The following is a 25,257-nucleotide window of genomic DNA, read 5'->3' on the forward strand; positions in this document are numbered from 1 at the left end:
CCCGCCCCGGCACCACCGACTGGCTCACCCACGACCGCGTCCTCACCCTCGCCCGCCACTACGCCTCCCTCCTCCCCCACCCCATCCACGTCGACGACCAACCCGTCACCGACCACCCCGCCCCCTGGAACCGCACCCACCCCACCCCCACCGCCCGCCGCACCGCACTCGCCGCACACTGCCGCGAGACCCTCGGCTTCACGCCCCTCGACGTCATCGACCTCGACGTGCCGCTCGCCGGACTGCGCGGTGTCGCCTACGTGCTGCCGTCCCAGGTCAGTCCGGCCCACCGCGCGGGGCACCGGGTGCACCTGAAGGGCATGCTGCTCACCGAGCAGGCCGACGGACTCCTCCCCGACTGGGCCTTCTTCGTCCGCTGCGTCCTCGACACCGACACCCTCCGGCCCACCGCCTCCCGCGAGGCCCTCTACGAGGACGAGACGCTGACCGGCGTACGGGACGCGCTCGGCCAGACCGTACGCGACTGGCTCGCGCGGCTCGCGGCGAGCGAGCCGGAGCGCCTGCGCGCCCTGCTCGCCGTGCACCACCTGGGGGTGAAGTCGCTGGCCCGGCACGACGACGGGATCCTCGCCGCCATGCTGCCCTGGCTGCCCTTCGAGACCACCGACGGACAGCTCTCCCTCGACGCCTTCGCCCGCCGCCACCCCGTCGTCCACTTCACCCGCACCGTCGAGGAGTTCCGCCAGGTCGCCGCCATCGCCGCCGCCCAGGGCATCGGCGTCGTCAACGGCGGCTACACCTACGACAGCGCCCTCGTGGAACGCCTCCCCCTCGTGCTCCCCGGCGCCCGGGTGGCCGAACTCGACGCCGACGCCGTCATCGACCGGCTCGACCCCGTCGACCCCGGGCAGGAGCTCGCCCTCACCGGCTTCCTCTCCCTCGCGCGCGCCGCCCTCGACCCCCTCGACTGCGACGTCGTCCTGCGCGCCTACCGGCCGCTCACCCTGCCGGGGCTCCTCCTGGACGACCGGTCGGCCCGGCACGAGCAGGCCCGCGCGGAGGCCGAGGAACAGGCCGACACCCTCTGGGCCGGCATCCTCGGCTCACTCCGCGGCAGCGCCCCCCGAGCCCGCCTCGTCCTCAACCACCACAGCCCCCTCATCCGCCGCATCGCCACCCTCGACGACCCGCAGCTGACGACGACCTCCGTCGAAGCCCTCTACGGACAAGCCCTCCTCATGGCCCAACGCCCCCTCCGCCCCGCCGACAACGCCCTCCTCAACCGCACCTTCCTCGGCCTCCTCGACCGGTCCGTGCGGCCGGACCACCCCGGCGGGCCGTCCCGTACGGCGGATCCGGCCCCCGACCACCCCTCCGGAGAAGACCGATGAGCCGCCGCTCACGCGACGAGATCCGTATCGACGTCCACCGCAACGGCGAGGAACCGTACGGCTCCGCCCGCAACGCCCGCGCCGAGCGGCTGGTCGCCGAGGCGGAGGCGACCGGCGACCGGCCGCTCCTCGTGGAGGCCCTGACCGGCCTCACCGTCGCCTACGCCTCCAGCGCCGAGGGCGACAAGATGCTGGTGCCGTTCGCGCGGCTGCTGCGGATGTGGGACCAGAACCCGGGCGACTTCGACGAGGACGACACCCACGAGCTCTTCTGGATGTTCAAGTGGGTCAGCGGCAGCGCGCTCGACCAGCCGGACGTGCCGCTCGCCTCCATCGAGGGCTGGCTGGGCGAGATGCGGCACCGCTACCGGCTCGCCGGGCACTCCGAACGGGCCGTGCACTCACGGGACTTCGAGGTGGCCCGGCACCTGGGCGACACCTCACGCGCGGAGCGCGCGCTGGCCGCGATGCTCGCCGCCGAGCGGGACGAGATGGCCGACTGCCCGGCCTGCGAGCTGCACGAGCGGGGCCGCTGGGAGACCGAGCGCGGCGAGGACGCCCGCGCGCTCGACGTGTGGCGGCCCGTGCTCGACGGGCGGGCCGGCTGCCTGCACGAACCCCACGCGGTCCTCGCGCTCTCGCTGCTGCCCCTGGTCCGCCTCGGGCGGCTCGACGAGGCCCGCGCCCACCACCTGCGCGGCTACCGCATGGCACGGGCCGAGGAGGGCCTGACCGTCGCGGTCGCCGGGCACGTCGAGTTCTGCGCGCTCACCGGGAACGAGCCGCGCGGCCTGGAGATCCTGTCCGAGCAGACGGCCCGCTGGGGCCTGCGCGGGGACGTGGGCCCGTACCTCCAGTGGCTGTCCTGCGCGGCCCTGCTCACCGGCCGGCTCGTCGCCCTGGGGCGGGGCGGCGAGCCGGTGCCGGGGCCGGGACTGGGACCCGGAACGGGGCTGGGATCGGGGCTGGGATCGGGGCTGGGATCGGGACCGGGGCTGGGGACAGGGCCGGGGCTGGCGTCGGGGCCCGGGGCCGGGCCGGGGACCGGGGGCGGGCGGTGGACGGCGGAAGCGCTCTACGCGTACGCGACGGAGGAGGCCCTCACCCAGGCGGCCCGTTTCGACGCCCGCAACGGCAATACCCGCGTGTCCGCGCTCGTACGGTCCCGGATGACGGCGGCCCCGCTCGTCGCCGCCCTCCCGTTGGGACTGGGCCGGGCGGCCGAGGTGACGGCGGGGGCGGGGGCGGGCCGCGCGGTGTCCAACGCCGTCACCAGCGCCGTCGCCGGGGAGCCGCTCGACGAACTCCTGGCGCGCGCCCGCGCGCTGACGGCCGGTGGGCACCCGGCGGCCCGGGCGGCCTGGCAGCGCGCGCGGGCCGCCGCCGGGGCGCACGGCGGGTCCCTGGCTCCCTGCGACGCGGCCGACGCGCTGGACGCCGAGGGCCTGGACCTCCAGCGCGCGGGGAAGGGCGGTCCCGCGGCGGCCGGCCTGTTCGCCCGCGCCGCGGAACTGCACGCGCGCGCGGGCCGGGAGGGCCAGGCCCTGGTGTCCCGCGCCCGCGCGCTCCTTGTCGACACGGACGGTCTGGACGGCCACGGTGACGCGGACGGCCTGGGCAGCGCGGACGGCCTGGGCGGCCACGCTGGCGCGGACGGCCTGGACGGCACGGACGGCCTGGACGGTCACGTTGACACGGACGGCTTGCGCGGCCTGGGCGGCCACGGTGACGCGGACGGCCTGGACAGCGCGGACGGCCTGGACGGTCACATTGGCGCGGACGACCTGGACGCGCTGTGCGGGCGAGCCCGCGAGCTCCACTCGGCGGGGCGCGCCACCGCCGCCGAGACAGTGACGGTCCTGCTGCTCCGCTGCCGGTCCCTGGTGGCGGGCCTGGGGACCGCGCTCGTACCGGCCGAGGGGATCGGCGCGGGGCCGGGCCGCGCGTCGGACGACGGGCGGCGCGAGGCCGACGGGCCCGGCGAGGCAGGGCCGGACGGAGCGCCCGGTCCGGGCGCCTCCGGGGGCGTCCTGCGGGCCAGGGAGGAGATCCACCGGCTGCTCGCCTTCGCCGAGGAGGCGCGGGAGGGGCGGGAGCGGCGGGAGGATCCGGAGCTGCTGGGCCGGATCGCGTCCGCCGTGGAGCTGCTCGCGCGGCTCACCGCGCCGGAGGACCCGCGGGCCGCCGCGCGGCTCGCGACGGCCGCCGTCGCCGACCATCACGAAGCGGGGCGGCCCTGGCTCGCCACCCCCGCCGAACTGCTGCTCGCCAGCCTGCTGTCAACCGTCGGGGACCACGCGGGCGCGGCGGCGGTGGCGCGGGGCGTGCTCGACGACGGGGCGCGCGTGGAGCTGCTGGGGCCGGGCGACCGGGCGCGGTTCTCGCTGGCGCTCGCGCAGGCGGTGACCGCTCTCGAAGGGCCCGGCCCGGCGGCGGAGGAACTGCTGGTGGACGCCGACCACTTCGCCGGGGCGGCGGGCGAGGGGGCCGGGCTCGGCGCCCTGGTACGGCTCCGGCTCGGCGGGCACTACTGCGCCCTGGGCCGCTTCGAGGAGGCCGCCACCGTCCTGGAGGCCGTACTGCCGGAGCTGCGCGCCGGGCACGACCCGGCGGATCTGGTGCAGGCCCGGGTCTGGCTGGCGCACGCCGTGCGGGGGCTCGGCGAACCGCGCCAGGCCGCCGAGCAGTTCGCGCTGGCCGCGGCCGAGACCCGCGACTGGGCGGACGGCCGGCATCACGCCGTACTGACGCAGCAGGCGGCGGAGGCGCTGGGCGGGGCCGGGCTGGCGGAGGAGTCGGCGCGCGCCTACGAGCGGGCCGCCGACCTGTGGCGGGCGCGCGGGGACCACGCGGGCGCGGTGCGGGCGCTGCGGGCGCGGGCCTGGGAGGCGCTGTACGCGTGCGGCCCGGCCGAGGGCGAGGTCGTCATGGAGGAGGCGCTGCGCGAGTGCGCGCGGGCGCTGGACGCGGCCCGTACGCCGGAGGAGCTGCGGCTGGGCACGCTCGAACTCGGCCAGACGTACCAGCAGTTCGCGCAGCTGCTGGTGGAGACGACGGAGGCGGCGCCGTTCGAGGAGGTGGAGTCCGCCGAGCGGTACGCGGAGCTCGTCGCGCTCTTCGAGCGGGCGCTGCGGCAGGCGGAGCGCGCGATCGGCACCCTGCGTTCCTGCGGGGAGTCCGCCCGCTCGGACCTGTGGCTGTGCGAACTCCTCGCCGTACGCCTGGAGTGGGGCCTGGGGCGGGAGGGCGCGGCCACCGGGCGCGCGCGGCGGGTGCACGCCGGGGTGCAGGACCTGCCCGACCCGGACGGCACCCTCGCCGAGGTCGCCGCCGAGTGCGAGGCCCTGCTCGGCGCCTTCTGAACTCCCGTACAACTAGGAGGTGGCGCGGGCGACGAGGGAGGCGAGGCCCGCGCGGGTGACGACGCCCGTCTTGCGGTAGACGCGGGCCACGTGGCTCTCGACCGTGCGGGGGCTGAGGCAGAGGCGGTCGGCGACGGCCTGGTTGGTGAGGCCCTCGGCGACGAGGGCGGATATCTCGCGCTCGCGCGGGGTGAGCGCGGCGAGCGGTCCCCCTGGGTCGGCCGCCGTGGTGCCGGGGCCGGCCGTGTCGGGGCCGAGGGCCGCGGTCCTGGTGCGGTCGGCGAGGTCGGTGAGGAGCCGGGCGCCGCCCGCGGTGGCGAGACCGCGGGCCCGGCGCCACATCGCGGCGGCCTCGGCGCCGTCCCCGGCGGCGCGCGCGACGGGGGCGCCGAGCAGCAGGGTGTGGGCCTCGCGCAGGCCGATGCCGGTGCGGGCGTACGTGTCGGCGGACTCGGCGAACAGGGCCGCCGCCGCGGCCTGTTCCCCGGCGTGCAGGAGCAGCCGGGCGCGGGCGCGCAGGGCGGCGGCGCGCTGGACGGGCAGGTCGAGGCGGGCGGCCTCGGTCTCGGCGAGGCGCGCCGCGCGCTCGGCCCCGGCGGGGTCGCCGGTGGCGAGGCGGGCGGCGGCGAGGAGTTCGAGGAAGCCGGGGCGCACGGAGGGCTGGATCCGGGGCAGTCCGGGTCCGCCGCCCGCCGCGACGAGGACGTCCCGGACCCGGTGCGGGTCGGTGGTGAGCGGGATCGCGTGGGCGAGCAGGCCGCGGGCGAGGGTGGCCCACCAGCCGTCGGCGGCGCCGACGGTGGCGGCGGCCTCCTCGGCGGCGGCGAGCGCCTCGGGGTCGCCGAGGGGGCGGGCCTGGAGCAGGATCGTGGCCCTGATGGCCCGGGTGAAGCCGGCGACCTCGGCGCCGCCGAGCGTACGGGCGAGGGCCAGGGCCTCGTCGGCGAGGGCGAGGGAGGTGTCGACGCGCCCGGTGAGGGACTGCACGTACCCGGCGCACAGCAGCAGTTGGGAGAGGGCGAAGGGGCGTCCGGTGCGGCGGGCGAGGGTGACGCCTCGGGTGGTGTGCCGTTCGGCGGAGGCGGGGTCGTCGAGGAAGATCTCGCTCCAGCCGAGCCGGACCAGGGCCTCGAAGCTCCGGGAGAGTTCGCCGTCGGTCATGGCGTCGACGAGGGCGGCGGCCTCGGCGGCGTACGCGCGGGCGGTGCGCGTCTCGCCCTCGTACGCCTCGCCGAGGGCGCCGAGGGTGAGGGCCGCGAGGGTGCCGGTCTCGTCGCCGCGCGCGCGGGCGGCGGCCAGCGTGACGGCGAGCTCGGCGCGGACCTCGGGGTAGCGGGCCTCGAAGAGCGCGCGGCAGCCCCATTCGACGACGAGCCGCAGGCGCAGGGCGGGGCGGGGTCCGGCGCCTCGGCGCAGTTCGCGGCGGATGAGGGCGTCGGCCTCACGGTAGCGGCCCAGGTGCCGTTCCATGAACGCGCACAGGAGGACGGCGGCGGAGCGGGGCTCCTCCTCCCCCGGGCTCGCGGGGCAGCGGGCGCCCGAGCGGCGGCCCGGTGCGTCCTCGCGGCAGAGGGCGAGCAGCCGGTGGAGCAGGTCGCGGCTCTCCTCGACCCGGCCGGCGAGGCCGAGCGCGCGGGCGCGGCGCAGCTTGAGCTCCACGCGGGCCTGGCGGTGTTCGGGGGCGTCGGGCAGGACGTCGAGGACGGCGGCGAGCCGGCGCGCGGCGAGCGCCGGATCGGTGGCCTCGGTGAGCTCGGCGGCCCGGACCAGGGCGGCGGCGGCCCCGGGCTCCCAGCGGGTCAGGTAGCGCTCGATGTGCCGCGCGCGGGTGGTGGCGGGCGCCCCGGCACCGGCGAGGCCCTCGGCGGCACGCCGGTGGTACTCGCGGCGGCGCAGCGGGTCCATGGCGTGGCGGACCAGGCGGGCGAGGGCGGGGTGGCGCAGCTCCAGGGTGTGGCCGTCGGGGCGCGGGCGGACCAGGTCGAGGCGGACGAGCTCGCGGACGGCGTGGACGAGTTCGTCGCGGCTCGCGCCGGTCACGGCGGGCAGCAGGTCGGTGCGGGCGTCCTCGTCGAGCAGGGCGACGGCGTCGACGACCGCGCGGGCGGCGGGGCCGAGCGGCGCCAGCTCACCGAGGAGGGCGGCGAGCGCGCCGCCGCCCGCGCGGCCGCCGGCGAGGGCCAGGAAGTAGCCGGGGTTGCCGCCGCTGGCCGCGTGGAGTTCGGCCGCGCGGGCCGGGGGCAGTCCCGGGGCGAGCCCGTCGGCGCAGTCGGCCTCGTCGAGGGGGCCGAGCGCGATCCGGGTGAGCGCGCCGCTCTCGGCGGCCCGCGCGAGCACGGCGGCGAGGTCCGGCGGGGTGCGCCGCTCGCGGCGGGCCATGACCAGGAGCACGGGGGCGGCGACGGGGTGCCGGAGCAGGTGGTCGATCAGGTCGAGGGAGGCGCGGTCGGCGCGGTGCACGTCGTCGAGGACGAGGAGCAGCGCGGGCTGGGCACACCGCGCGAGGGCGTCCGCGACCCGCCGGAACACCCCGTACGGCTCGGGCCGGAGCTGCGGCGGGAGCCCCGTCATGGATGCGGCCGGATATCCGGGGGCGGGGTGCCAGCCGGTCGCTCCGTCCCAGCCGCCCCGGCCGCTCGCGCCGTCCCAGCCGGTGCCGCCGTCCCTGCCGAACCCGACGGGATCCGGCCAGACACCCGGGGTAACGGGAGCCCCCGTCTCGCCGGTGCCGCCGTCCCACCCGTACCCGACCGGATCGGGCCAGGCACCCGGGGCGACGGGGGCCCCGGCCTCCGCCGCGTACCGCAGCAGTCCGTACGCGGGCGGGAAGCCGGACTCCGGGCGCGGGCCGGGCGTGGGTGGGAGGCCGGGCGAAGGCGGGTGCCCGGGCTCCGTGTAGAAGCCGGGGGCGGGCGGGAGGCCCGGGGGCGTCCCGGGGGCCGGGCGGTCGCCGGGCGCCGAAGGGGCGCCGGGCTCCTGCGCCGGGGCGGGGCGCTCGGGGCAGGGGGCGGTGGTGAGGTCGGGAGGTGTCCAGGGGGGCCGGGGGCGGCTGCGGGCGCCTCGGCGGGGCGGGGTGCGTCCGGCGCCGCAGGGGACGCGGGCGGTGTCCTCGGCGGGGGCGGCGAGGTCCGCGAAGGCGTCGGCGAACACCTCGTAGGGCAGCGGCCGCTCGCGCGCCGGGGCGCGGCCGTGCAGCACCGTGACCCCCGCCCGGCGGGCCCGGGCGGTGAGCTCGGCGAGGAGGCGGCTCTTGCCGATGCCGGGCTCGCCGGTGAGGTCGACGGCGCGCGGGGCGTCGGACCCGCGCCGCCCCGGCGCGCCCAGCAGCTCTTCCAGACGGGCGAGTTCGGCTCGCCGTCCGGCGAAGGGCGCGCGGTCGACGCTCCCCTCCCCTGTGATCCTGTTCATGACCGGTCCCCCACGGACTTCGTTCCCCGGCATCCGTTGTACGGCACGCCACTGACAGCCGTGCCCCCGCCCCGGGGTTCAGTGGCCGGGCGACAGCGCCTTGAAGGCCCTCGTCTGCTCGGTGATCGCCCGCTCGGTGGGCAGCCGTTCCACCGAGGAGGCGCCGAAGAAGCCGACGACGCCGGTGGTGTGGGCCAGCACGTAGGCGGCGTCCTCCGGCTCGGCGATGGGCCCGCCGTGGCAGAGGACCAGCACGTCGGGGTTGACCCGCTTGGCGGCGTCGTGCATCTCCTGGACGGCCTCGGCGGCGCCCTCCAGGGTGAGGGCGGTCCCGGCCCCGATGGCGCCCTTGGTGGTGAGGCCGACGTGCGGGACGAGGATGTCGGCGCCCGCGCGGGTCATGTCGGCGGCCTGCTCCGGGTCGAAGACGTACGGGGCGGTGACGAGGTCGCGTTCCCGGGCCGCGCGGACCATGTCGACCTCCAGGCCGTAGCCCATGCCGGTCTCCTCCAGGTTGACCCGGAAGGTGCCGTCGTAGAGGCCGACGGTGGGGAAGTTCTGCACGCCGGCGAAGCCCATGGCCTTGAGCTCGTCGAGGAAGAGGTCCATGCGGCGGAAGGGGTCCGTGCCGCAGACCCCGGCGAGCACGGGGGTGTCGCGGACGATGGGCAGCACCTCGCGGGCCATGTCCTTGACGATGGCGTTGGCGTCGCCGTAGGGCAGCAGTCCGGCGAGGGAGCCCCGGCCGGCCATCCGGTAGCGGCCGGAGTTGTAGATGATCAGCAGGTCGACGCCGCCGGCCTCGGCGCACTTGGCGGAGAGGCCGGTGCCGGCGCCCGCGCCGACGATGGGGCGGCCCTGGGCGATCTGGGCGCGGAGCCGGGCGAGTACGTCCTGACGGTTCATGGGTTCCTCCGGGGCGCGGTCGGGGCCGCGGTCACGGTCGGTGCGGGTGGGGGGTGGACGCCGGCCGGGTGTGGCCGCCGATGAGCTGGTGCAGCCGGTCGGCCATGGCGACGGCGAAGGAGGCGTCGTTGACGTGGACGTCGAGTTCGTGGATGCGGACGGAGCTGCCGGTGACGGCGCGGCGCAGGGCGTCGAGTCCGGCGGCGTCGGCGTCCGGGTCGGCGAAGGGGCCGTCGGCCACGTCGACGGCGGAGACGCCGCGGCGGGGCCAGAACACCTCGGCGGGGCCTCGGGCGGCGACGAGCTTGCGGCCCATGGAGGCGCCGAGTTCGGCCATCTCGGCGGCGGTGGTCCGCATGAGGGTGACGGTCGCGTTGTGGACGAGGAGGCGGCGGCCCGCGAAGCGTTCGGGGACGCTCGCCTCGGGCCCGAAGTTGACCATGTCGAGGGCGCCGGGGGCGACGACCTGCGGGATCCCGGCGGCGCCCGCGGCGGTGAGGCGGCGGGGTCCGGCGCTGAGCACCCCGCCGACGAGCTCGTCGGCGAGTTCGGTGGTGGTCAGGTCGAGGACGCCGTCGAGGAGGCCGTCGCGGGCCAGCTTCTCGACGGCGCGTCCGCCGGCGCCGGTGGCGTGGAAGACGAGGACCTCGTAGCCGTGTTCGGCGAGCCGCGCGCGGGCGGTGTCCACGGCGGGTGTGGTGACGCCGAACATGGTGGCGGCGACGACCTTGCGGCCCAGTCCGGCGGACCGGTCCTGGTTGCGTTCGTGGCGGCGGGCCATCCCGGCGGCGGCCGCCGCGGCGTTGCCGAGGACCTGGCGGGAGACGGAGTTGAGCCCGGCGATGTCGACGACGCTGTACATCATCGTGAGGTCGCTGCTGTCGACGTACGGCGAGACGTCGCCGCCCGCCATGGTGCTGACGAGGACCTTCGGTACGCCGATGGGCAGGGCGCGCATGGCCTGGGCGGCGATGGAGGAGCCGCCGCTGCCGGCCGCGGCGAGCACGGCGTGGGCGCGGCCGGTGCGGTGCAGGTCGAGGACGACGCGGGTGAGGCCGTCGGCCATGGCGGCGACGGCGGCGCCCCGGTCGCCGGACGCGCGCAGGGCGGCGAGCTCGTGTCCGCCCGCACGGGCGACCAGTTCGGCGGGGATGTCGGGGACGGGGGTGTGCGCGGGGTGCGGCAGCACGCCGGTGTCGACGAGCAGGACGTCGGCCCCGTACTCGCGCAGCCGCTCGCGCAGCCAGGCGTACTCCTCCCCCTTGGTGTCCAGCGTCCCGACCAGCACCACCGTGGCCAATGCCCTCACGCTCCCTTTCTGTGGCGGTGTCATCGATCCTCGGCGGCGCGCGCGGTCACGGCAACGACCAGTCGGGGCCGATTGGCCTGCGCGGACGCCGGGTGTCCAAGATGGGAGGCATGGCCAGGATTCCCTCGACGCGTTTGTCCCGACTGCTGACCGGATGGGCGTCGGAGGGGCCGGGGCCGCTGCCCCGGCGTCTCGCGGACGCGCTGCGGGAGCTCGCCGAGCGGGGGGACGTGCCGGCGGGCACGGTGCTGCCCTCGCAGCGGGAGCTGGCGACGGTCCTTGGGGTGAGCCGGTCGACGGTGACGGCGGCGTACGGCCTGCTGGAGGACGAGGGGCGGCTGGAGAGCGTACGGGGCAGCGGGTCGCGGCTGCGGGGCGCGGGGGTCCTGGACCGGCATCCGATGGAGGGGCGGTTGGCCAGTTTCGACGCCCGCGCGGGGACGGCCTCGGGTCTGACGGCCGATCTGTCGAGCGGGGCGCTGCCGGGGCTCGGCGACGTGGCGGCGGCGGTGGGGGCGCTGACCGCGCGGGACATGGCGCCGCTGCTGGGGGCGGACGGCTACCACCCGTACGGGCTGCCGGAGCTGCGGGAGGGGGTCGCCGCGTACTACCGGGCGGCGGGGGTGCCGACGGACGCGGAGGAGATCCTAGTGACGGCGGGCTCGCAGCAGGCGGTGTGGCTGGTGGCGCAGGCGCTGGTGGATCCGGGGGACACGGTGGTGGTGGAGGACCCGACGTACCGGGGCGCCCTGGAGGCGCTGCGGGCGCGCGGGGCGCGGCTGGTGCCGGTGGGCGGGGACGGCCGGGACGGCGGGATCGGGGGCATCGGCGGGATCGGTGCGGCGGGGCTGCGGCGGCTGTGCGGCCCGGTGCGGCCCCGGCTCGTCTACCTCCAGCCCACGGCGCACAACCCGACGGGGCGGAGCCTGGACGAGGCGGCGCGCCGGGAGTGGCGGGCGGTGCTGGGCGAGCTGGGCCTGTTCACGGTGGAGGACACGGCGTGCGCGGAGCTGTCGCTGGCGGGCGACGAGGCGGTGGTGCCGCTGGTGGCGGGGCTGCCGAGCGGTTCGACGGTGACCGTGGGCACCTTGTCGAAGCTGTTCTGGGGCGGGCTCCGGGTGGGGTGGGTGCGGTCGTCGCCGCAGGTGGTGGCGCGGCTCGCGAAGATCAAGACCTCGGTCGACCTGTCGTGCTCGGTGGTGGACCAGCTGGTGGCGGTCCGGCTGCTCGCGGAGCTGCCGGAGGCGCGGGCGCGGCGGCGCGCGGTGCTGCGGGAGCGGCTGACGGCGGCGGAGGAGCTGCTGCGCGCGCGGGCGCCCGGCTGGGAGTGGACGCGGCCGGCGGGCGGTCCCGCGCTGTGGGTGCGGCTGCCGGGGGCGGACACGGAGGCGACGGCGCAGTTGGCGCGGCGGCGGGGCGTGTCGGTGGTGCCGGGTTCGGCGTTCTCGCCGGTGGACGGCTTCCGGGACCGTCTGCGGCTGCCGTACGCGCACGGGGTGGAGGCGCTGGCGGCGGCGCTGCCGACGCTGCTGGACTGCGCGGCGCGGAGCGGGGCGGGGGCGGCGGGGGGCGGGGGCGCGCGCTGAGGCCGGGGATCGCACCCGGTGGCGGGCGACGGGTCGCCCGCCACGGGTACAGCGGTCCCCGGCCGTCGGGGACTTCGGGGCCGTGCGGCTCCCTCAGGCCGCCGCCCCGGCCTCGCGGGCGGCGGCCTCGGCCCGGTCGGCGGCGTGTGCGCGGCCCCGCTTGGCGGTGCGCATGGTCCACAGGACGAGCAGGCCGAGGGTGCCGTAGATGAGGACCGGGTTGACGACGACCATGGCCTCGACGGACAGGGCGTACGAGAGACCGACGCGGGCGGCGGCCTCCACGAGGTAGGCGGCGCCCCAGACGACGGTCATGCGGCGCATCACCGCGCGGAAGCCCTCGAACTGCCAGAGGCCGTTCCACCAGGCGTGGCTCTCGGCGGTGCCGTCGGTGGAGAAGCGGCGTCCGAAGTAGAACATCAGGGGCTTGGGCGCGAGGAGCGTGGCCAGGCAGAGGGCGCCGAAGAGGCCCGTGACGAAGGAGTCCTTGACGAGCAGGGCGCGGGCGGAGTGGGTGCCGACGAGCGAGACGACGGCGGTGAGGACGAGGAAGAAGACCGTGACGACGGCGAACTCGTCCGTCTTGCGGTGCCACACGAGGTGGACGACGGTGTCGACAACCGGCCAGACGCCGCTGAGGAGCAGCGCGGAGAAGTCGCTCCAGCCCCGGTCGGTCAGGGCGCCGAAGGTGAGGACGGGCGCGACGACGTTGAGTCCGATGGTGAGCGTCCAGCCGATGGCCGTGGCCGCCGCCGAGCGGGCGGGTGGGCCTGGGCGCGCGTCTGCCGTGGACATGATTCCCCCTGGATGAATGGCCTGATCCGTGCGGTTTCGCACGGTAGGGCGGCCCGTTGGGGGCGGACAAGACGACGGCAGCAAAAATGATCTTCAAGTCTTGGTAGGCGTTTCCTCCACGCCTCGCACGCCTTGCGCGCCTCGCACGCCTTGCGCGCCTCGCACGCCTTGCGCGCGTCAAAGGGCGTCGCCTTATGCGGCGATCGTCACTCAAACCGACGACCTGATGCACAGGGAGTCATATCTGCAGGTCGAATGCTTCCCGCGCCCTGCCGTACGCCCTGGCGAGGGGTGATCATCGGCGCGCACTCTGGAGGAACATGCCGGACCGGCCGTGTCCGGCGATCGGCGCGGGACGACGGGGAGTTCGGGGACGGGGGGCGTATGGCGGGCGTGGACGTGTGCGTGGTCGGGGCCGGACCGGTCGGCCTGACACTGGCGATCGCGCTGCGCCGGCTCGGCCTGGGCGTCCGGGTGGTCGACCGCGCGCCCGGCGCCGGACGCGGGGCGCGGGCGCTCGTGGTGTGGCCGCGCGCCGCCGAGGCCCTGGAGTCGCTCGGCGTCCTCGGCGCGCTCCGGGACCGCGCGGTGGAGCTCGGCGGGGTGACCGTGCACGGCCTCGGCCGGCGCCTCGGCGAGCTGGTCACCGGCTGGCACCGCTCCGCGCACCGCCGCCCGCTCACCATCGAACGGCACGACCTCGTGCGCCTGTTGTGCGGGGAGCTGGCCCGGCTCGGCACGAAGGTCGAGTGGGACACGGAGGTCACGGACGTCGCGGTGTGCGACGACCGGGCGGAGTTCACCCTGCGCCTGCCCGACGCCACGGCCGAGTCCGGCACGGCCGGGTGGATCGTGGGCTGCGAGGGCACCGACGGCGTGGTCCGCGACCGGCTCGGCATCCCCCTGGAGGGGCGGCGCGGGGCCGGGACACAGCTCGTCCAGGGGAACGCGGAGGCCGACTGGCCGCACGGCCGCCGCCCGGGGCACGGGCACGTGTTCCTCGCCCCCCGGCGCTCCGTGCTCGCCCTGCCGCTGCCCGGCGGGGGTTACCGCTTCCTCTGCCTCCGCGACGACCCCGACCCCGCGCGGACCGGGCCGCCCACCCTGGACGAGCTGCGGGACCTGGTCGCCGACACCGCGCGGGTGCCCGGTCTGCGACTCTTCCCCACGGAGCCGCTCTGGCTGGACCGGGCGCGGTTCGGCCGGCGGTTCGCCGCCCGGCTGCGGCACGGGCGGGGGCTGCTCGCCGGGGACGCCGCGCACGCCTGGGCGCCGGCCGGCGGACACGGAATGAGCGTGGGGATACTGGGCGCCCACAACCTCGCCTGGAAGCTGGCCTCCGTCCACCGCGGCCAGGCCGACGAGGCGCTCCTGGACACGTACTGCACCGAACAGCGCGCGCTGGCCCTGAAGTACGTCCGCGACGCGCGCCGCACCTTCCTGGAGCTGCCGCTGCCGCCGATCGGCTACCGGGCCCTGGCCGCCGTCCTGCCCCTCGCCCTCGCCGTCAGCCGCGTCCAGCAGCGCGTCGACCTGCGGTCGAGCGGCCTCGGGCGCGGCCACCGGGGCAGCGCGCTCTCCTGGCAGCAGGCGCCCCGGTCGCGGCGGGGCCGGGGCGCCCGGGCCGGCGACCGGATGCCCGACGCCCGCGTCACCACCGGAATCCCGGGCTCTCCCCGGGCGGCGGGCGCCGAGCCCGTACGGCTGCACTCCCTGCTCTCGTACGAGCGCTGGACCCTGCTCCTGGACGCGGCGCGGGCCGCCGACCCGGGTGTGCGCACGGCCCTGGAGGAGGCGTGCACGCGCGCTTCGGTGCCGCTGCTGGTCCTGCCGGTGAGCCCGGCGGAGCCCGCGGAGGCCCGGCTCCTCGGCCCACCGGACGAGCTCCGCCTGGTCCGCCCCGACGGCTACGTGGGCCTGGTCGCCCCCGTCGCCCGCCCGGGACTGCTCGCCAGCTATCTGTCCGCTCTCGCCCCGGGGGCCGCTTCGGCCACGGTCACGGCTACGGGACGGGGCAGGGGAGCGTGCCCGGGGCTGGTCCCGTGACACGGTGACGCGGTGACGCGACACAGTCCCGGGCCGGACCGGGCTGGAGGATCGCCGCAGCGCTCTGGGCACGGCACGGCAGGGCCGGCTCGGGCTCGGGCTCCTCGACTCGTATGAGGCGAGGCGGCGGCGCGGACCCGGGCGGCCGGCCCGCCCGCCACGGCCCGCCCTGGCCCGCCACGGCCCGCCCGCCGCCGGGCCAGCCGGGCCCGCCGACGTGACGCGGGGGCCTCGGGGCCGCCACCAGGGGCATCTTGACGAATTCCTGACGCAGGCCGCCGGGCCGGTTCCGCGTCCCTTGCGTACGCTGACTCGGCCGCCGTCCGAGTGATGGCCGGAAATCGACACTCCTTTCTCGCTCTCCCCTCCCTCCCCGTACGGACAGCTGGAGCTCTTCCATGGCCACGTCGCCCACCGCCCGCGCCGGACGCCTGCGCGCCTGGATGCTGGAGGGCCTGTCCGACATGGGCAAGGGGCGGCCCGCCGCCCCGCCGCCCGCCGACGGGGCCCCGACCGTCGCCGAGTCCGCGCCCAAGGGGCAGCCCTGGTGGCGGGTCATGTGTCTGACCGGCGTCGACTATTTCTCGACACTCGGCTACCAGCCCGGCATCGCCGCCCTCGCGGCCGGGCTGCTCTCGCCCGTCGCCACCGTCGTGCTCGTCGTCGTGACCCTCGCGGGCGCCCTGCCGGTCTACCGGCGGGTGGCCGAGGAGAGCCACAACGGCGAGGGGTCGATCGCCATGCTGGAACGTCTCCTCTCCTTCTGGAAGGGCAAGCTGTTCGTCCTCACCCTGCTGGGCTTCGCGGCGACGGACTTCCTCATCACCATCACCCTCTCCGCCGCCGACGCCTCCACCCACCTCGTGGAGAACCCGCATCTGTCCGAGGCGCTCCACGACAAGCAGATGCTGATCACCCTGGTGCTCGTCGCCCTGCTCGGGGCGGTGTTCCTCAAGGGCTTCCTGGAGGCGATCGGCGTCGCCGTCGCGCTCGTCGGCGTCTATCTGGCACTCAACGTGGTCGTCATCCTCACCGGGCTGTGGCACGTGCTCACCGAGGGGCACGTGGTGACCGACTGGTCGGCCGCGCTGACGCAGGAACACGGCAACATCTTCGTGATGATCGGCGTCGCCCTCGTCGTCTTCCCCAAGCTGGCGCTCGGCCTCTCCGGCTTCGAGACCGGCGTGGCGGTCATGCCGCACGTCAAGGGCGACCCCGACGACACCGAGGCGAGGCCCGCCGGCCGGATCCGCGGCACGAAGAAGCTGCTGACCACCGCCGCGCTCATCATGAGCGTCTTCCTCATCTCCACCAGCTTCCTCACCACGGTCCTCATCCCGCAGCGGGAGTTCGAGGCGGGCGGGCAGGCCAACGGGCGCGCGCTCGCGTACCTCGCCCACGAGTACCTGGGCAACACCTTCGGCACGGTCTACGACGTGTCCACGATCGCGATCCTCTGGTTCGCCGGCGCCTCCGCGATGGCCGGTCTGCTGAACCTGATGCCCCGCTACCTCCCCCGCTACGGCATGGCCCCGCACTGGGCCCGCGCCGTGCGCCCCATGGTGATCGTCTTCACCCTCGTCGCCTTCCTGGTGACCTGGATATTCGACGCCAGCGTGGACGCGCAGGGCGGCGCGTACGCGACCGGCGTCCTGGTGCTGATCTCCTCGGCGGCGGTCGCGGTCACCATCGCGGCGCGCAAGGCCCGGCAGCGCGGCTGGACGATCGGCTTCGCGGTCATCTCGGCCGTCTTCCTCTACACGACCGTCGTGAACGTCATCGAGCGCCCCGACGGCGTCAAGATCGGCGCCTGCTTCATCGCGGGCATCATCCTCATCTCACTCCTCTCCCGTCTCGGGCGCGCCTTCGAACTCCGGGTCACCCACGTCGAGCTCGACGATCTGGCGGAACGGTTCATCAAGGACATCGCGAGCCGCACCCCCCGGTTCGTCGCCAACGAGCCCGACCGGCGCGACCAGGCCGAGTACCGGGACAAGATCGAGCAGATCCGGGCCGACAACGACCTGTCCGCCGGTGAGGACTTCGTCTTCGTCGAGGTCACGATCACCGACCCGTCCGAGTTCGAGGCAGGGCTGACCGTGCGGGGCGAGGTGCTGCACGACCGCTACCGCGTCCTGACCGTGGAGAGCTCCTCGATCCCGAACGCGCTCGCCGCCCTGCTCCTGCACGCCCGCGACCTCACCGGGGTCCGCCCGCACATCTACTTCGAGTGGACCGAGGGCAACCCCTTCGCCAACTTCCTGCGCTTCTTCCTCTTCGGGCAGGGCGAGGTGGCCCCGGTCACCCGCGAGGTCCTGCGCGAGGCCGAACCGGACCGCGCCCGCCGCCCGTACGTCCACGTGGGCTGACCCGCCCGGCCCACCCGGCCCGCCTGCCAGCCCGGCCTGCCCGGCCCGACCGGCCCGACCGGCCCGCCCGCTTCACACCTCGCTCCTCCACTCCACCTCCTCTTATACTCAACAAAGCGAATAAGTCCATTCGCGAGTATTCGACAGCGCGCGAGCGCGAAGGAAGGCGGTCGGTCGCATGGCGGCTCAGCCGGGCTCCCGCTATCTGCGGTACGTCGCCCTCGGGGACAGCCAGACGGAGGGCGTCGGCGACGGCGACGACACCCGGGGGCTGCTCGGCTGGGCGGACCGGCTCGCCGGGCTCCTCGGGCAGCACAGCCCGGACCTCCGCTACGCCAACCTGGCCGTACGGGGGCGGCTGGCCGGGCAGGTGCGGGCGGAGCAGCTCGGTCCCGCGCTCGCCCTGCGGCCCGATCTGGCCAGCGTGGTCGCGGGGGTCAACGACCTGCTCCGGCCGCGCTTCGACGCCGACGAGGTGGCCGGTCACCTGGAGGCGATGTTCGCCGCGCTGACCGCCCAGGGCGCCCACGTCGTCACCCTCACCTTCCCCGACCTGACCCGGCTGATCCCGGCGGCCCGGCCGGTCGCGCCGCGCATCGCCGCCGTCAACGCCCGCATCCGCGAGGTCGCCCGCCCCCACGGCGTCACCGTCGTCGAGACCGGGCACCACCCGGTGGTCACCGACCCGCGCCTGTGGAGCCCCGACCGGCTGCACGCCTCCCCGCTCGGCCACGCCCGGATCGCCGCCGCCGTCGCCCAGGCCCTCGCGCTCCCCGGCAGCGACGACTCTTGGACGTACCCCCTGCCGCCACCGGCGGTCCGCCCGCCCACCGGGCCCCGCGCGGCCGTCGCCGAACTCGCCTGGCTCGGCTCCTTCCTGGCCCCCTGGATCGGCCGCCGGCTCCGGGGCCGGTCCTCGGGCGACGGCCGCACGGCCAAGTACCCGGACCTGAAGCCGGTCCGTTCGATTCCCTCTATTCGATCGGTCAGTTAACGCTCGCTTTAGATACGAGCGTTTTACGATCGATAGATGAAGAGCGATGCCGTCATCCGCAGAGGGGTCCCGCGCGGGGCCGAGGCCCGTGTCGCCGCGCTGTACTGGGAGGCGTTCGGGCGCAAGCTCGGGTCCGCGCTCGGGCCGCCCGACCGGGGGCGGAGCTTCCTCGCCGCCCACCTCCACCACGACCGCGGGCTCGTCGCCCTCGCCGACGGCACCGTGGCCGGGGTCGCGGGCTACGCGCTCGGCGGGCGCGGGCTCACCGGCGGCGGGGCGCGGGACGTGCTCACGGCGTACGGGCCGCTGCGCGGGCTGCCCCGGCTCGCGCTGCTGGCCCTGCTGGAGCGGCGCCCCGCGCCCGGCGAGCTGGTCATGGACGGGATCGCCGTGGACTCCGGGCGGCGCGGGCTCGGCATCGGCTCACTGCTGCTCCGCGAGGTCGTGGCCGTCGCCGCCGAGCACGGCTGCCGGCGCGTCCGGCTCGACGTCATCGACGTCAACCCCCGGGCCCGCGCGCTGTACGAGCGGCACGGCTTCGTCGCCGTACGGACCGAGCGCACCCCGTTCCTGCGGGAGCTGATGGGGTTCGGCGCCGTCACCACCATGCACCGGCCGGTCACCGTCGCGGACGGCCTCCCCCACGGCCCCGAAGGAGCCCGATGAGCACGCCGCCCGTCCCCACCCGGATGCTCGTCCACGCCCTCGTACGCGAGGACGGCACCGTGGACGCCGGGGAGCTGTACGAGGTCGGCGGGCTGCTCGGCATGAGCGACCAGCAGGTGCGGCTCTGCGTCAAACGCCTGGTCGCCGAGGGCCGGTTCACCCACGAGGGGCGCGGGCGCAAGGCCCTGCTGCGCGCCGTCGCGGACGCGGACGGCGCGCTCGCCCCCGACCTGGCCTTCATCCGCCTCGCCTACGCCCAGGACCGGGGCGCCGCGCCCTGGGACGGCACCTGGCACCTGTTCGGCTTCGCCGTGCCCGAGTCGGACCGGGCCGCCCGCGACTCCCTGCGCGCGTCCCTCGTACGGCTCGGCGCCGCGCCCCTGCAGAGCGGGCTGTACGTCAGCCCGCACGCGATCGGCCCGCTGGTCGGGGCCGAGGCCGAGCGCCTCGGCGTGGCCGCCGCGCTCACCGGGCTGACCTGCACCGACCTGCGGCGCGGCGAGCTCGCGGACCCGGCCGCGCTGGCCGCCGCGCTGTGGCCGCCGGAGCCGGTCGCCGAGCGGTACGGGCGGCTCGCGGCGCTCGCCCGGGAGGTGCTGGACCGGCTGGCCGGGGCCCGGCCGCTCCCCCGTCCGGAGCGGCTGGGGCTGAGCGTCCGGCTGGCGGCGGCCTTCGGCGAGGCGATGGAGCCCGACCCGCTGCTCCCGCCCGAGCTGCTGCCCCGCCCCTGGCCGGGCGCCGGGGCCCGCGCGCTCGCGGCGGAGTGCTGGGACGCGCTGGCCCGCGCCGCCGAGGAGGAGGACGGGGAGGACAGGGACGGCGGGGGCCCGGGCCCGTCCGGACGGGCGGGCGCGCCCCGCCTGTTCGCGCTCTACCGGAGCCTCCTCGACGAGTGAGCCCCCCTCAGCCCCACCCCTCCTCAACCCCGTCCCAAGCCCTCCCCAGCCCCCCCTCAGCCCACCGCCGCCCGCGCGTCCGCGATGCGGGCCGGGTCCCAGCCGCGGCGGGGTACCGAGTCCAGGAGCAGCCGGGTGTAGGGGTGTTCGGGGGCGGTGAGGACGCGGGCGGTCGGGCCGGATTCCACGATGCGGCCCGAGCGGAGCACGACCAGTTCGTCGGTGACGTGCCGGACGACCGCCAGGTCGTGGGTGACGAAGAGGTAGCCGACACCGGCCTCGCGCCTGATCCTGGCGAGGAGTTCGAGGATCTGGGCCTGGATGGACACGTCCAGCGCCGCAACCGCCTCGTCGAGGACGAGGACGCGGGGCTCGGCCGCCAGGGCGCGGGCGATCGCGACGCGCTGGCGCTGGCCGCCGGAGAGGCGGCGGGGCAGCGCCTCGGCCTCGCGGGGGCCGAGGCCGACCTGGTCGAGGAGTTCGGCGACGCGGGCCCGGCGGGCCGCCGGGTCGAGCCGGAAGTGCAGCCGCAGCACCTCGTCGACGCACTCCCCGGCGGTGATCCGGGGGTCGAGGGAGAGGTACGGGTCCTGGAAGACCATCTGGATCTCGCGGGCCCTGGCGAGGCGTTCGGCCCGGCCCCGGGGGCGGGCGGAGCGGTCCCGGCCGTCCAGGGTGACGGTGCCCGCGTCGGCGCGTTCGAGGCCGACGAGCATCCGGACGGTGGTGGTCTTGCCGCTGCCCGACTCGCCGACGATGCCGAGCGAGGAGCCGGGGGCGAGGGTGAAGGACACGTCGTCGACGGCGGTGTGCCCCCCGTACTCCTTGCGGAGTCCGGTGACGACCAGGCCCTCCCCGGCAACGGTGGCGGTGGCGGTGGCGGTCACAGCAGGATCCCTTCGTCGGCGCGGTGGCAGGCGGCGAGGCCCTCGCCGTGCGGGGCGAGCGCGGGCACCGTCTCCTCGCAGCGGGGCAGGGCGTGCGGGCAGCGGGCCGCGAAGTGGCAGCCGGGCGGGGCCTCGGAGACGGAGACCGGGCGGCCGTGGATGGGCCGGGGGGCGGGGGCGCCGGGCTCGATGCGCGGGGTGCAGGAGAGCAGCCCGGCGGTGTAGGGGTGGCGGGGCGCGTCGAAGAGTTCGCCGGCGGCGCGGGTCTCGACGATGCGTCCGGCGTACATCACGTACACCCGGTCGCAGATGGCGGAGGCCAGTTCGAGGTCGTGGGTGACGAAGAGGAGGCCGGTGCCGCGTTCGGCCTGGAGGCGGGTGAGGATCGCGATGATCTCGGCCTGGGTGGTGACGTCGAGGGCGGTGGTCGGTTCGTCGGCGACGATCAGGGCGGGGTCGCCGGCGAGGGCGGCGGCGATAACGACGCGCTGGAGCATCCCGCCGGAGAACTCGTGCGGGCGGCGCCGCAGGGCGCCGCGCGGGTCGCGGATGCCGACGGCGGCGAGGAGTTCCTCGGCGCGGGCGGTGGCCTTCTTGGCGGGGACACCGGCGGCGCGCAGCCCCTCGGTGACGAAGTCGCCGACGCGGCGCAGCGGGTTGACGGAGGCGCGGGGGTCCTGGAAGACCATGGCGGCCTCGCGGGCGCGGACGGCGGCGAGCCCGGCGCGGTCCAGGCCGAGGACGTCGCGGCCGCCGACGCGGACCTCGCCGGTGGTGCGGGCGCCGCGCGGGAGCAGGCCGAGGACGCTGCGGCAGGCGACGGACTTGCCGGAGCCGGATTCGCCGACGAGGCCGACGGTCTCGCCGGGGGCGACGGTGAGGGAGACGCCGTCGAGGAGGGGCCGGGCGGCCTGCCCCTCGGGCAGGCGCAGGGTCAGCCGGTCGATCTCCAGGACGGGCCGGGGGCCCTGGGGGGTGGTGGTGCTCATGGGTCAGCGCTCCCGCTTCGCGATCCGGTCGGCGATGCCCTCGCCGACGATGCCGAACGCCACGACGGCGAGGACGATGCAGACGGACGGCGCGAGCGCGGGCAGCATGGCGCCCTGCTGGAGCGCCGACTGGCCCTCGTTGATCATGGCGCCCCAGTCGGCGGTGGGCGGCTGGACGCCGAAGCCGAGGTAGGACAGGGCGGCCAGGTCCATGAGGGCGTAGCCGAAGTTCATGGCCGACTGGGCGAGCAGGGTGGGGGTGATGTTGGGCAGCAGGTGGCGCAGGCAGATCGTCCAGCCGGACCAGCCCTGCACCCGGTACGACTCGATGTACGGGCGGGCCTTCTCCTGGCGGGCGATGCCTCGGACCAGGCGGCCGACGTACGGGGTGTAGGCGACGGCCATGGCGATGACGGGCGCGGTCATGCCGGAGCCGACGACCGCGACCAGCATGATCGCGACGAGCAGGCCGGGGATGGCGAAGACCAGGTCCATGGAGCGGGAGAGGAAGGCGTCGGCCCAGCCGCCGCGCCAGCCCGCGACGACGCCGAGGACGGTGCCGAGCAGGGTGGAGACGGCGACGACGAGCAGCGGGCCGAGGAGTCCGGTGCGGGCGCCGTACATGAGGCGGGACAGGATGTCGCGGCCGGACTGGTCGGTGCCGAGGAGGTGGTCGCCGCCGGTGCCGACGAGGCTGGCCGTGAGGTCCATGGCCTCCGGGTCGTACGGGGCGAGCAACGGGGCGAGGGCGGTGACGAGCACGAGGGCGGCGAGGAGCAGCACGGCCGCGGTGAACATCGGGCCCTGGCCGAGGACCCGCAGGCCGCGCAGGCCGGGGCGGCGGCGCAGCGCGTCGGCGGGGCCGGCCGCCTCGGTGCGTGCGGTGAGGGTCATGAGGTGCCTTCCCCGTGGAGGGTGAGCCGGGGGTCGATGAGGGGGGCGCAGAGGTCGACGACGAGGTTGACGAGGACGAAGGCCGCGACGCTGATGAGGGTGACGGCCTGGACGACGGCGAAGTCCTTGGCGCTGACGGACTGCACGAGCAGGGAGCCGATGCCGGGGACGTCGAAGGCGGTCTCGACGACGGAGGTGGTGACGAGGAGCCCGGCGAGCATGGTGCCGCCGACGGTGACGACGGGGCCGAGGCTGTTGCGGAGCACGTGCCGCCGGACGACGGTGGCGCCGGCGACGCCCCGGGCGCGGGAGACGTCGACGTGTTCGCGGCCGAGTTCGTCGAGCATCGCGGAGCGGGTGACGCGGGCGAGGAGGCCGGCGAAGGTGGTGGCGAGGGCGAAGGCCGGGAGGGTCAGGTAGTAGAGGCGTTCGCCGAGTCCCTCGGGGGTGCCGCCGGGGCCGGGGAACCAGCCGAGCTGCACGGAGAAGAGGGAGACCAGCGCGATGGCGCTGACGAAGGACGGGGTGGCGGTGGCGACGCCGGTGGCGATGAGGACGATGCGGTCGAGGAAGCCGGGGCGCAGCGCGGCGAGCACACCGGCGGCCACGCCGCCGACGGCGACGAGGACGGCGGAGTAGCCGACGAGGAGCACGGTGCCGGTGAGGCGGGAGCCGAGGAGGGCCGAGACGTCCTGGTGGTACTGGGCGGAGCGCCCGAAGTCGCCGTGCAGGGCGCCGCCGAGCCACTTGGCGTACTGCACGAGGAGCGGGTCGTCGAGGTGGTACTCGGCGCGCAGCGCGGCGACGGTCTCGGGGGTGGCGGGGCGGCCGTGGAGGAGGAAGGAGACGGGGTCGCCGGGGGCGAGGTGGACGCTGGCGAAGACCACGAAGGAGGTCACCACCAGGACCGCGAGGAGTCCGGCGAGCCGGCCGAGGAGGTAGCGGAGCATTCCGTTCATCAGTTCGCGGCGCCGATCGTCGCGGCCCAGGGGTAGTAGAGCTGGGCGATGCCGGTGGGGGCGCCGGTGACGCGCTTGCCGAGGAAGACCGTGTAGGGGGCCTCGTAGAGCGGGATGGAGGGCAGTTCGCGGACGGCGATCTTCTGGAGTTCGGCGGTGAGGTCGGAGCGGGCGCCGGGGTCGACGGCGGTGTTGGCGCGGTCGAAGGCGGCGTCGTAGCTGGGGTCGGACCACTCGCCGTAGTTGCCGAAGTCGCCGGTGCGGAAGTACTGGTAGAACTCCAGCGGGTCCGGGGTGTTGTCGTAGCCGTTGGTGATGACGAGGTCGAGGCCCTTGCGGGCGTTCTTGTCGACGAAGATGCTGCTGTACGCCTCCGGGGAGACGGGCTTGAGCCGCACGTCGAGGCCGATCTGGCGGCCGGCGGCCTGGACGGCGTTGGCGACGACGCTGATCTCGGGGGCGAGGGTGCTGGTGGCGAGGGTGACCTTCTTGCCGGTGGCGCCCGCCTCCTCGACGAGCCGCTTGGCGGCGGCCACGTCGTAGACCGGCTCGGGCAGGTCCTTGAAGTAGCCCTCGGTGCGCTCGGGGAGGAGCGACCAGGCGCCGCGCGCGGTGGGGGACTTGGCGGGGATGCCGACGCCGCCGGCGGCCGCCTTGATGATGTTCTTGCGGTCGAGCGCCATGGACAGCGCCTGGCGGACCTTGAGGTCGCCGAGGGTGCCCTTGAAGTCGAGGACGGCGAGATTGGCGGCGGCGGTATTGGGGCCGTAGTACAGCTTGCCCTTGTTCGACGCCTGGAGCTGGGCGAGGGAGGACGAGGGCACCATGTAGCCGCCGTCGGCGGTGCCGGTGAGGAAGGTGTTGGTGCGGGCCGAGGGGTCCTCGACGAAGGTGAAGCGGACGGTGTCCGTCTTGGGCGCCAGCTTGGGGTCCCAGTACCCGGCGAACTTCTTGAGGGTGATCGACTCGCCCTGCCGCCAGGTGTCCAGGGCGAAGGGGCCGGTGCAGTTGACCTTGCCGCCGGGGACGCCGTACTCCTTGCCGGTCTTCTTGAGGAAGGCGGCGCTCTCGATGGTGCCGGGCGACGCCGCCATCAACTCGTTGAGGAGGACGTCGGGGCGGCTGAGGCGGAGGGTGATCTGGAGGGGGCCGGTCTTCTCGATCGCCTTGACGTTCTTGAAGGCGGAGCCCCAGGGGGAGCCGGTCGCCGGGTCCATCTGGCGCTTGAGGGAGGCGACGGCGTCGTCGGCGGTCATGGTGGTGCCGTCGTGGAACCTCACGCCGGGGCGCAGGGTGTAGACCCAGGTCAGCGGTTCGGGGTTCGCCCACTTCACGGCGAGACCGGGCTCGATCTTCAGGTCGGGGGTGACCCGCAGGAGCTGCTCGCAGACGTTGGCGAGGACGGTGTTCGGCGGGTAGTCGAACGCCTGGGCGTAGTCGAGGGTGTACGGCTCGGCGTACAGCGACCAGGTGAGGGAGGCCAGTCGGCCCTTCGCCGCGGGGGAGGTCGGCGTGACGGTGTAGGCGGCGTTGCCGCCGCCCGGCTTGGTGGCGCCGGAGCAGCCCGCCGTCGTGGCGGCGAGGGCCGCGGTACAGACGAGGGCGGCGAGGAGTCTGGGCGTGCGCAAGGAGACCCACCCCTTCACGGGTGTAGAGACGTGCACTGGGGAAGCCGGAGAGCTCGGGGGAGCTTGGGCGGCTGGGGGGAGCTGGGGCTGGGGAGCCGGAGAGAGCTTGGGGAGCCGGGGGAGCTGGGGGAGCTGGGGGAGCTGGGGGAGCTGGGGGAGCTGGGGGAGCTGGGGGAGCTGGGGGAGCTGGGGGAGCTGGGGGAGCTGGGGG

At 76.0% G+C, this 25,257-nt stretch carries 17 protein-coding genes; 8 read left to right on the top strand and 9 right to left on the bottom strand.

What is annotated here, in order from left to right:
* Positions 1–1,352, top strand: a 1,352-nt coding sequence (locus AB0C99_RS08530) for an HSP90 family protein (protein WP_362471307.1), incomplete at its 5' end; no start/stop codon positions are given.
* Positions 1,349–4,714 (top strand): tetratricopeptide repeat protein, encoded by a 3,366-nt coding sequence (locus AB0C99_RS08535; RefSeq protein WP_362471310.1) that lies wholly within the window; start codon positions 1,349–1,351, stop codon positions 4,712–4,714. The genes AB0C99_RS08530 and AB0C99_RS08535, both read left to right, overlap by 4 nt.
* Positions 4,715–4,726: 12 nt before the next feature.
* Here AB0C99_RS08535 and AB0C99_RS08540 read toward each other — a convergent pair whose 3' ends face one another.
* The 3 genes from AB0C99_RS08540 to AB0C99_RS08550 all read right to left on the bottom strand — a co-directional run bounded on the left by AB0C99_RS08540 (position 4,727) and on the right by AB0C99_RS08550 (position 10,328).
* Positions 4,727–8,122 (bottom strand): AAA family ATPase, encoded by a 3,396-nt coding sequence (locus AB0C99_RS08540; protein WP_362471313.1) that lies wholly within the window; start codon positions 8,120–8,122, stop codon positions 4,727–4,729.
* Between the two features lie 78 nt (positions 8,123–8,200).
* Positions 8,201–9,028 carry a phosphoenolpyruvate hydrolase family protein gene (locus tag AB0C99_RS08545; protein WP_362471316.1) on the bottom strand — a complete coding sequence of 276 codons (828 nt, stop codon included), beginning with the start codon at positions 9,026–9,028 and terminating at the stop codon, positions 8,201–8,203.
* Positions 9,029–9,059: 31 nt separating this feature from the next.
* Entirely contained in the window at positions 9,060–10,328 is a 1,269-nt protein-coding gene (locus AB0C99_RS08550) for a Tm-1-like ATP-binding domain-containing protein (protein WP_362471783.1), read from the bottom strand.
* Between the two features lie 119 nt (positions 10,329–10,447).
* Between AB0C99_RS08550 and AB0C99_RS08555 the strand changes: the two genes are divergently transcribed.
* Complete coding sequence (locus AB0C99_RS08555; protein WP_362471319.1) at positions 10,448–11,923, top strand: PLP-dependent aminotransferase family protein; 1,476 nt, start codon at positions 10,448–10,450, stop codon at positions 11,921–11,923.
* Between the two features lie 93 nt (positions 11,924–12,016).
* Here the strand turns inward: AB0C99_RS08555 and AB0C99_RS08560 are convergent, their stop codons facing one another.
* Positions 12,017–12,718, bottom strand: a complete 702-nt coding sequence (locus AB0C99_RS08560; protein WP_362471321.1) for a VC0807 family protein — start codon at positions 12,716–12,718, stop codon at positions 12,017–12,019.
* A 384-nt stretch (positions 12,719–13,102) separates the two neighbouring features.
* On the opposite strand from AB0C99_RS08560, the gene AB0C99_RS08565 reads away from it, so the two are divergent.
* From AB0C99_RS08565 to AB0C99_RS08585, 5 genes are all read left to right on the top strand, one after another.
* Positions 13,103–14,764, top strand: a complete 1,662-nt coding sequence (locus tag AB0C99_RS08565; protein WP_362471324.1) for an FAD-dependent monooxygenase — start codon at positions 13,103–13,105, stop codon at positions 14,762–14,764.
* A 398-nt stretch (positions 14,765–15,162) separates the two neighbouring features.
* Complete coding sequence (locus tag AB0C99_RS08570; RefSeq protein WP_362471327.1) at positions 15,163–17,133, top strand: amino acid transporter; 1,971 nt, start codon at positions 15,163–15,165, stop codon at positions 17,131–17,133.
* 178 nt (positions 17,134–17,311) lie between these two features.
* Positions 17,312–18,127 carry an SGNH/GDSL hydrolase family protein gene (locus AB0C99_RS08575; protein ID WP_362471330.1) on the top strand — a complete coding sequence of 272 codons (816 nt, stop codon included), beginning with the start codon at positions 17,312–17,314 and terminating at the stop codon, positions 18,125–18,127.
* Between the two features lie 36 nt (positions 18,128–18,163).
* Positions 18,164–18,793, top strand: a complete 630-nt coding sequence (locus AB0C99_RS08580; RefSeq protein ID WP_362471332.1) for a GNAT family N-acetyltransferase — start codon at positions 18,164–18,166, stop codon at positions 18,791–18,793.
* On the top strand, positions 18,790–19,689 hold the full coding sequence (locus AB0C99_RS08585; protein ID WP_362471335.1) for a PaaX family transcriptional regulator C-terminal domain-containing protein: 900 nt from the start codon (positions 18,790–18,792) through the stop codon (positions 19,687–19,689). The genes AB0C99_RS08580 and AB0C99_RS08585 overlap by 4 nt, the downstream gene beginning before the upstream one ends.
* 56 nt (positions 19,690–19,745) lie before the next feature.
* On the opposite strand, the gene AB0C99_RS08590 is transcribed toward AB0C99_RS08585, so the two are convergent.
* From AB0C99_RS08590 to AB0C99_RS08610, 5 genes are read right to left on the bottom strand one after another with little or no spacing between them, the layout of a single operon-like run.
* Positions 19,746–20,537, bottom strand: coding sequence for an ATP-binding cassette domain-containing protein (locus tag AB0C99_RS08590; protein ID WP_362471786.1), 792 nt, complete (start codon positions 20,535–20,537; stop codon positions 19,746–19,748).
* Positions 20,538–20,572: 35 nt separating this feature from the next.
* Positions 20,573–21,565: an ABC transporter ATP-binding protein gene (locus tag AB0C99_RS08595; protein ID WP_362471338.1), complete on the bottom strand. Its 993-nt coding sequence runs from the start codon at positions 21,563–21,565 to the stop codon at positions 20,573–20,575.
* A gap of 3 nt (positions 21,566–21,568) precedes the next feature.
* The gene (locus AB0C99_RS08600; protein WP_362471341.1) at positions 21,569–22,459 is read right to left on the bottom strand and encodes an ABC transporter permease; all 891 of its coding nucleotides are present in this window, start codon (positions 22,457–22,459) and stop codon (positions 21,569–21,571) included.
* Positions 22,456–23,409 (bottom strand): ABC transporter permease, encoded by a 954-nt coding sequence (locus tag AB0C99_RS08605; RefSeq protein ID WP_362471789.1) that lies wholly within the window; start codon positions 23,407–23,409, stop codon positions 22,456–22,458. Before AB0C99_RS08605 ends, AB0C99_RS08600 begins: the two co-directional genes overlap by 4 nt.
* Before the next feature lie 8 nt (positions 23,410–23,417).
* Positions 23,418–25,046 (bottom strand): ABC transporter substrate-binding protein, encoded by a 1,629-nt coding sequence (locus AB0C99_RS08610; protein ID WP_362471344.1) that lies wholly within the window; start codon positions 25,044–25,046, stop codon positions 23,418–23,420.
* Positions 25,047–25,257 lie beyond the last annotated feature (211 nt).

The organism is Streptomyces sp. NPDC048659 (assembly GCF_040650575.1).
In the GTDB taxonomy this organism is placed as follows: Bacteria; Actinomycetota; Actinomycetes; order Streptomycetales; family Streptomycetaceae; genus Streptomyces.

What these genes read in the sequence shown, in the direction of transcription:
- AB0C99_RS08545 (WP_362471316.1), bottom strand. Translation starts at nt 9,028, where the DNA reads ATGAACCGTCAGGACGTACTCGCCCGGCTCCGCGCCCAGATCGCCCAG.
- AB0C99_RS08575 (WP_362471330.1), top strand. Translation starts at nt 17,312, where the DNA reads ATGGCGGCTCAGCCGGGCTCCCGCTATCTGCGGTACGTCGCCCTCGGG.
- AB0C99_RS08555 (WP_362471319.1), top strand. Translation starts at nt 10,448, where the DNA reads ATGGCCAGGATTCCCTCGACGCGTTTGTCCCGACTGCTGACCGGATGG.
- AB0C99_RS08595 (WP_362471338.1), bottom strand. Translation starts at nt 21,565, where the DNA reads ATGAGCACCACCACCCCCCAGGGCCCCCGGCCCGTCCTGGAGATCGAC.
- AB0C99_RS08560 (WP_362471321.1), bottom strand. Translation starts at nt 12,718, where the DNA reads ATGTCCACGGCAGACGCGCGCCCAGGCCCACCCGCCCGCTCGGCGGCG.
- AB0C99_RS08565 (WP_362471324.1), top strand. Translation starts at nt 13,103, where the DNA reads ATGGCGGGCGTGGACGTGTGCGTGGTCGGGGCCGGACCGGTCGGCCTG.
- AB0C99_RS08580 (WP_362471332.1), top strand. Translation starts at nt 18,164, where the DNA reads ATGAAGAGCGATGCCGTCATCCGCAGAGGGGTCCCGCGCGGGGCCGAG.
- AB0C99_RS08600 (WP_362471341.1), bottom strand. Translation starts at nt 22,459, where the DNA reads ATGACCCTCACCGCACGCACCGAGGCGGCCGGCCCCGCCGACGCGCTG.
- AB0C99_RS08535 (WP_362471310.1), top strand. Translation starts at nt 1,349, where the DNA reads ATGAGCCGCCGCTCACGCGACGAGATCCGTATCGACGTCCACCGCAAC.
- AB0C99_RS08605 (WP_362471789.1), bottom strand. Translation starts at nt 23,409, where the DNA reads ATGCTCCGCTACCTCCTCGGCCGGCTCGCCGGACTCCTCGCGGTCCTG.
- AB0C99_RS08585 (WP_362471335.1), top strand. Translation starts at nt 18,790, where the DNA reads ATGAGCACGCCGCCCGTCCCCACCCGGATGCTCGTCCACGCCCTCGTA.
- AB0C99_RS08540 (WP_362471313.1), bottom strand. Translation starts at nt 8,122, where the DNA reads ATGAACAGGATCACAGGGGAGGGGAGCGTCGACCGCGCGCCCTTCGCC.
- AB0C99_RS08570 (WP_362471327.1), top strand. Translation starts at nt 15,163, where the DNA reads ATGGCCACGTCGCCCACCGCCCGCGCCGGACGCCTGCGCGCCTGGATG.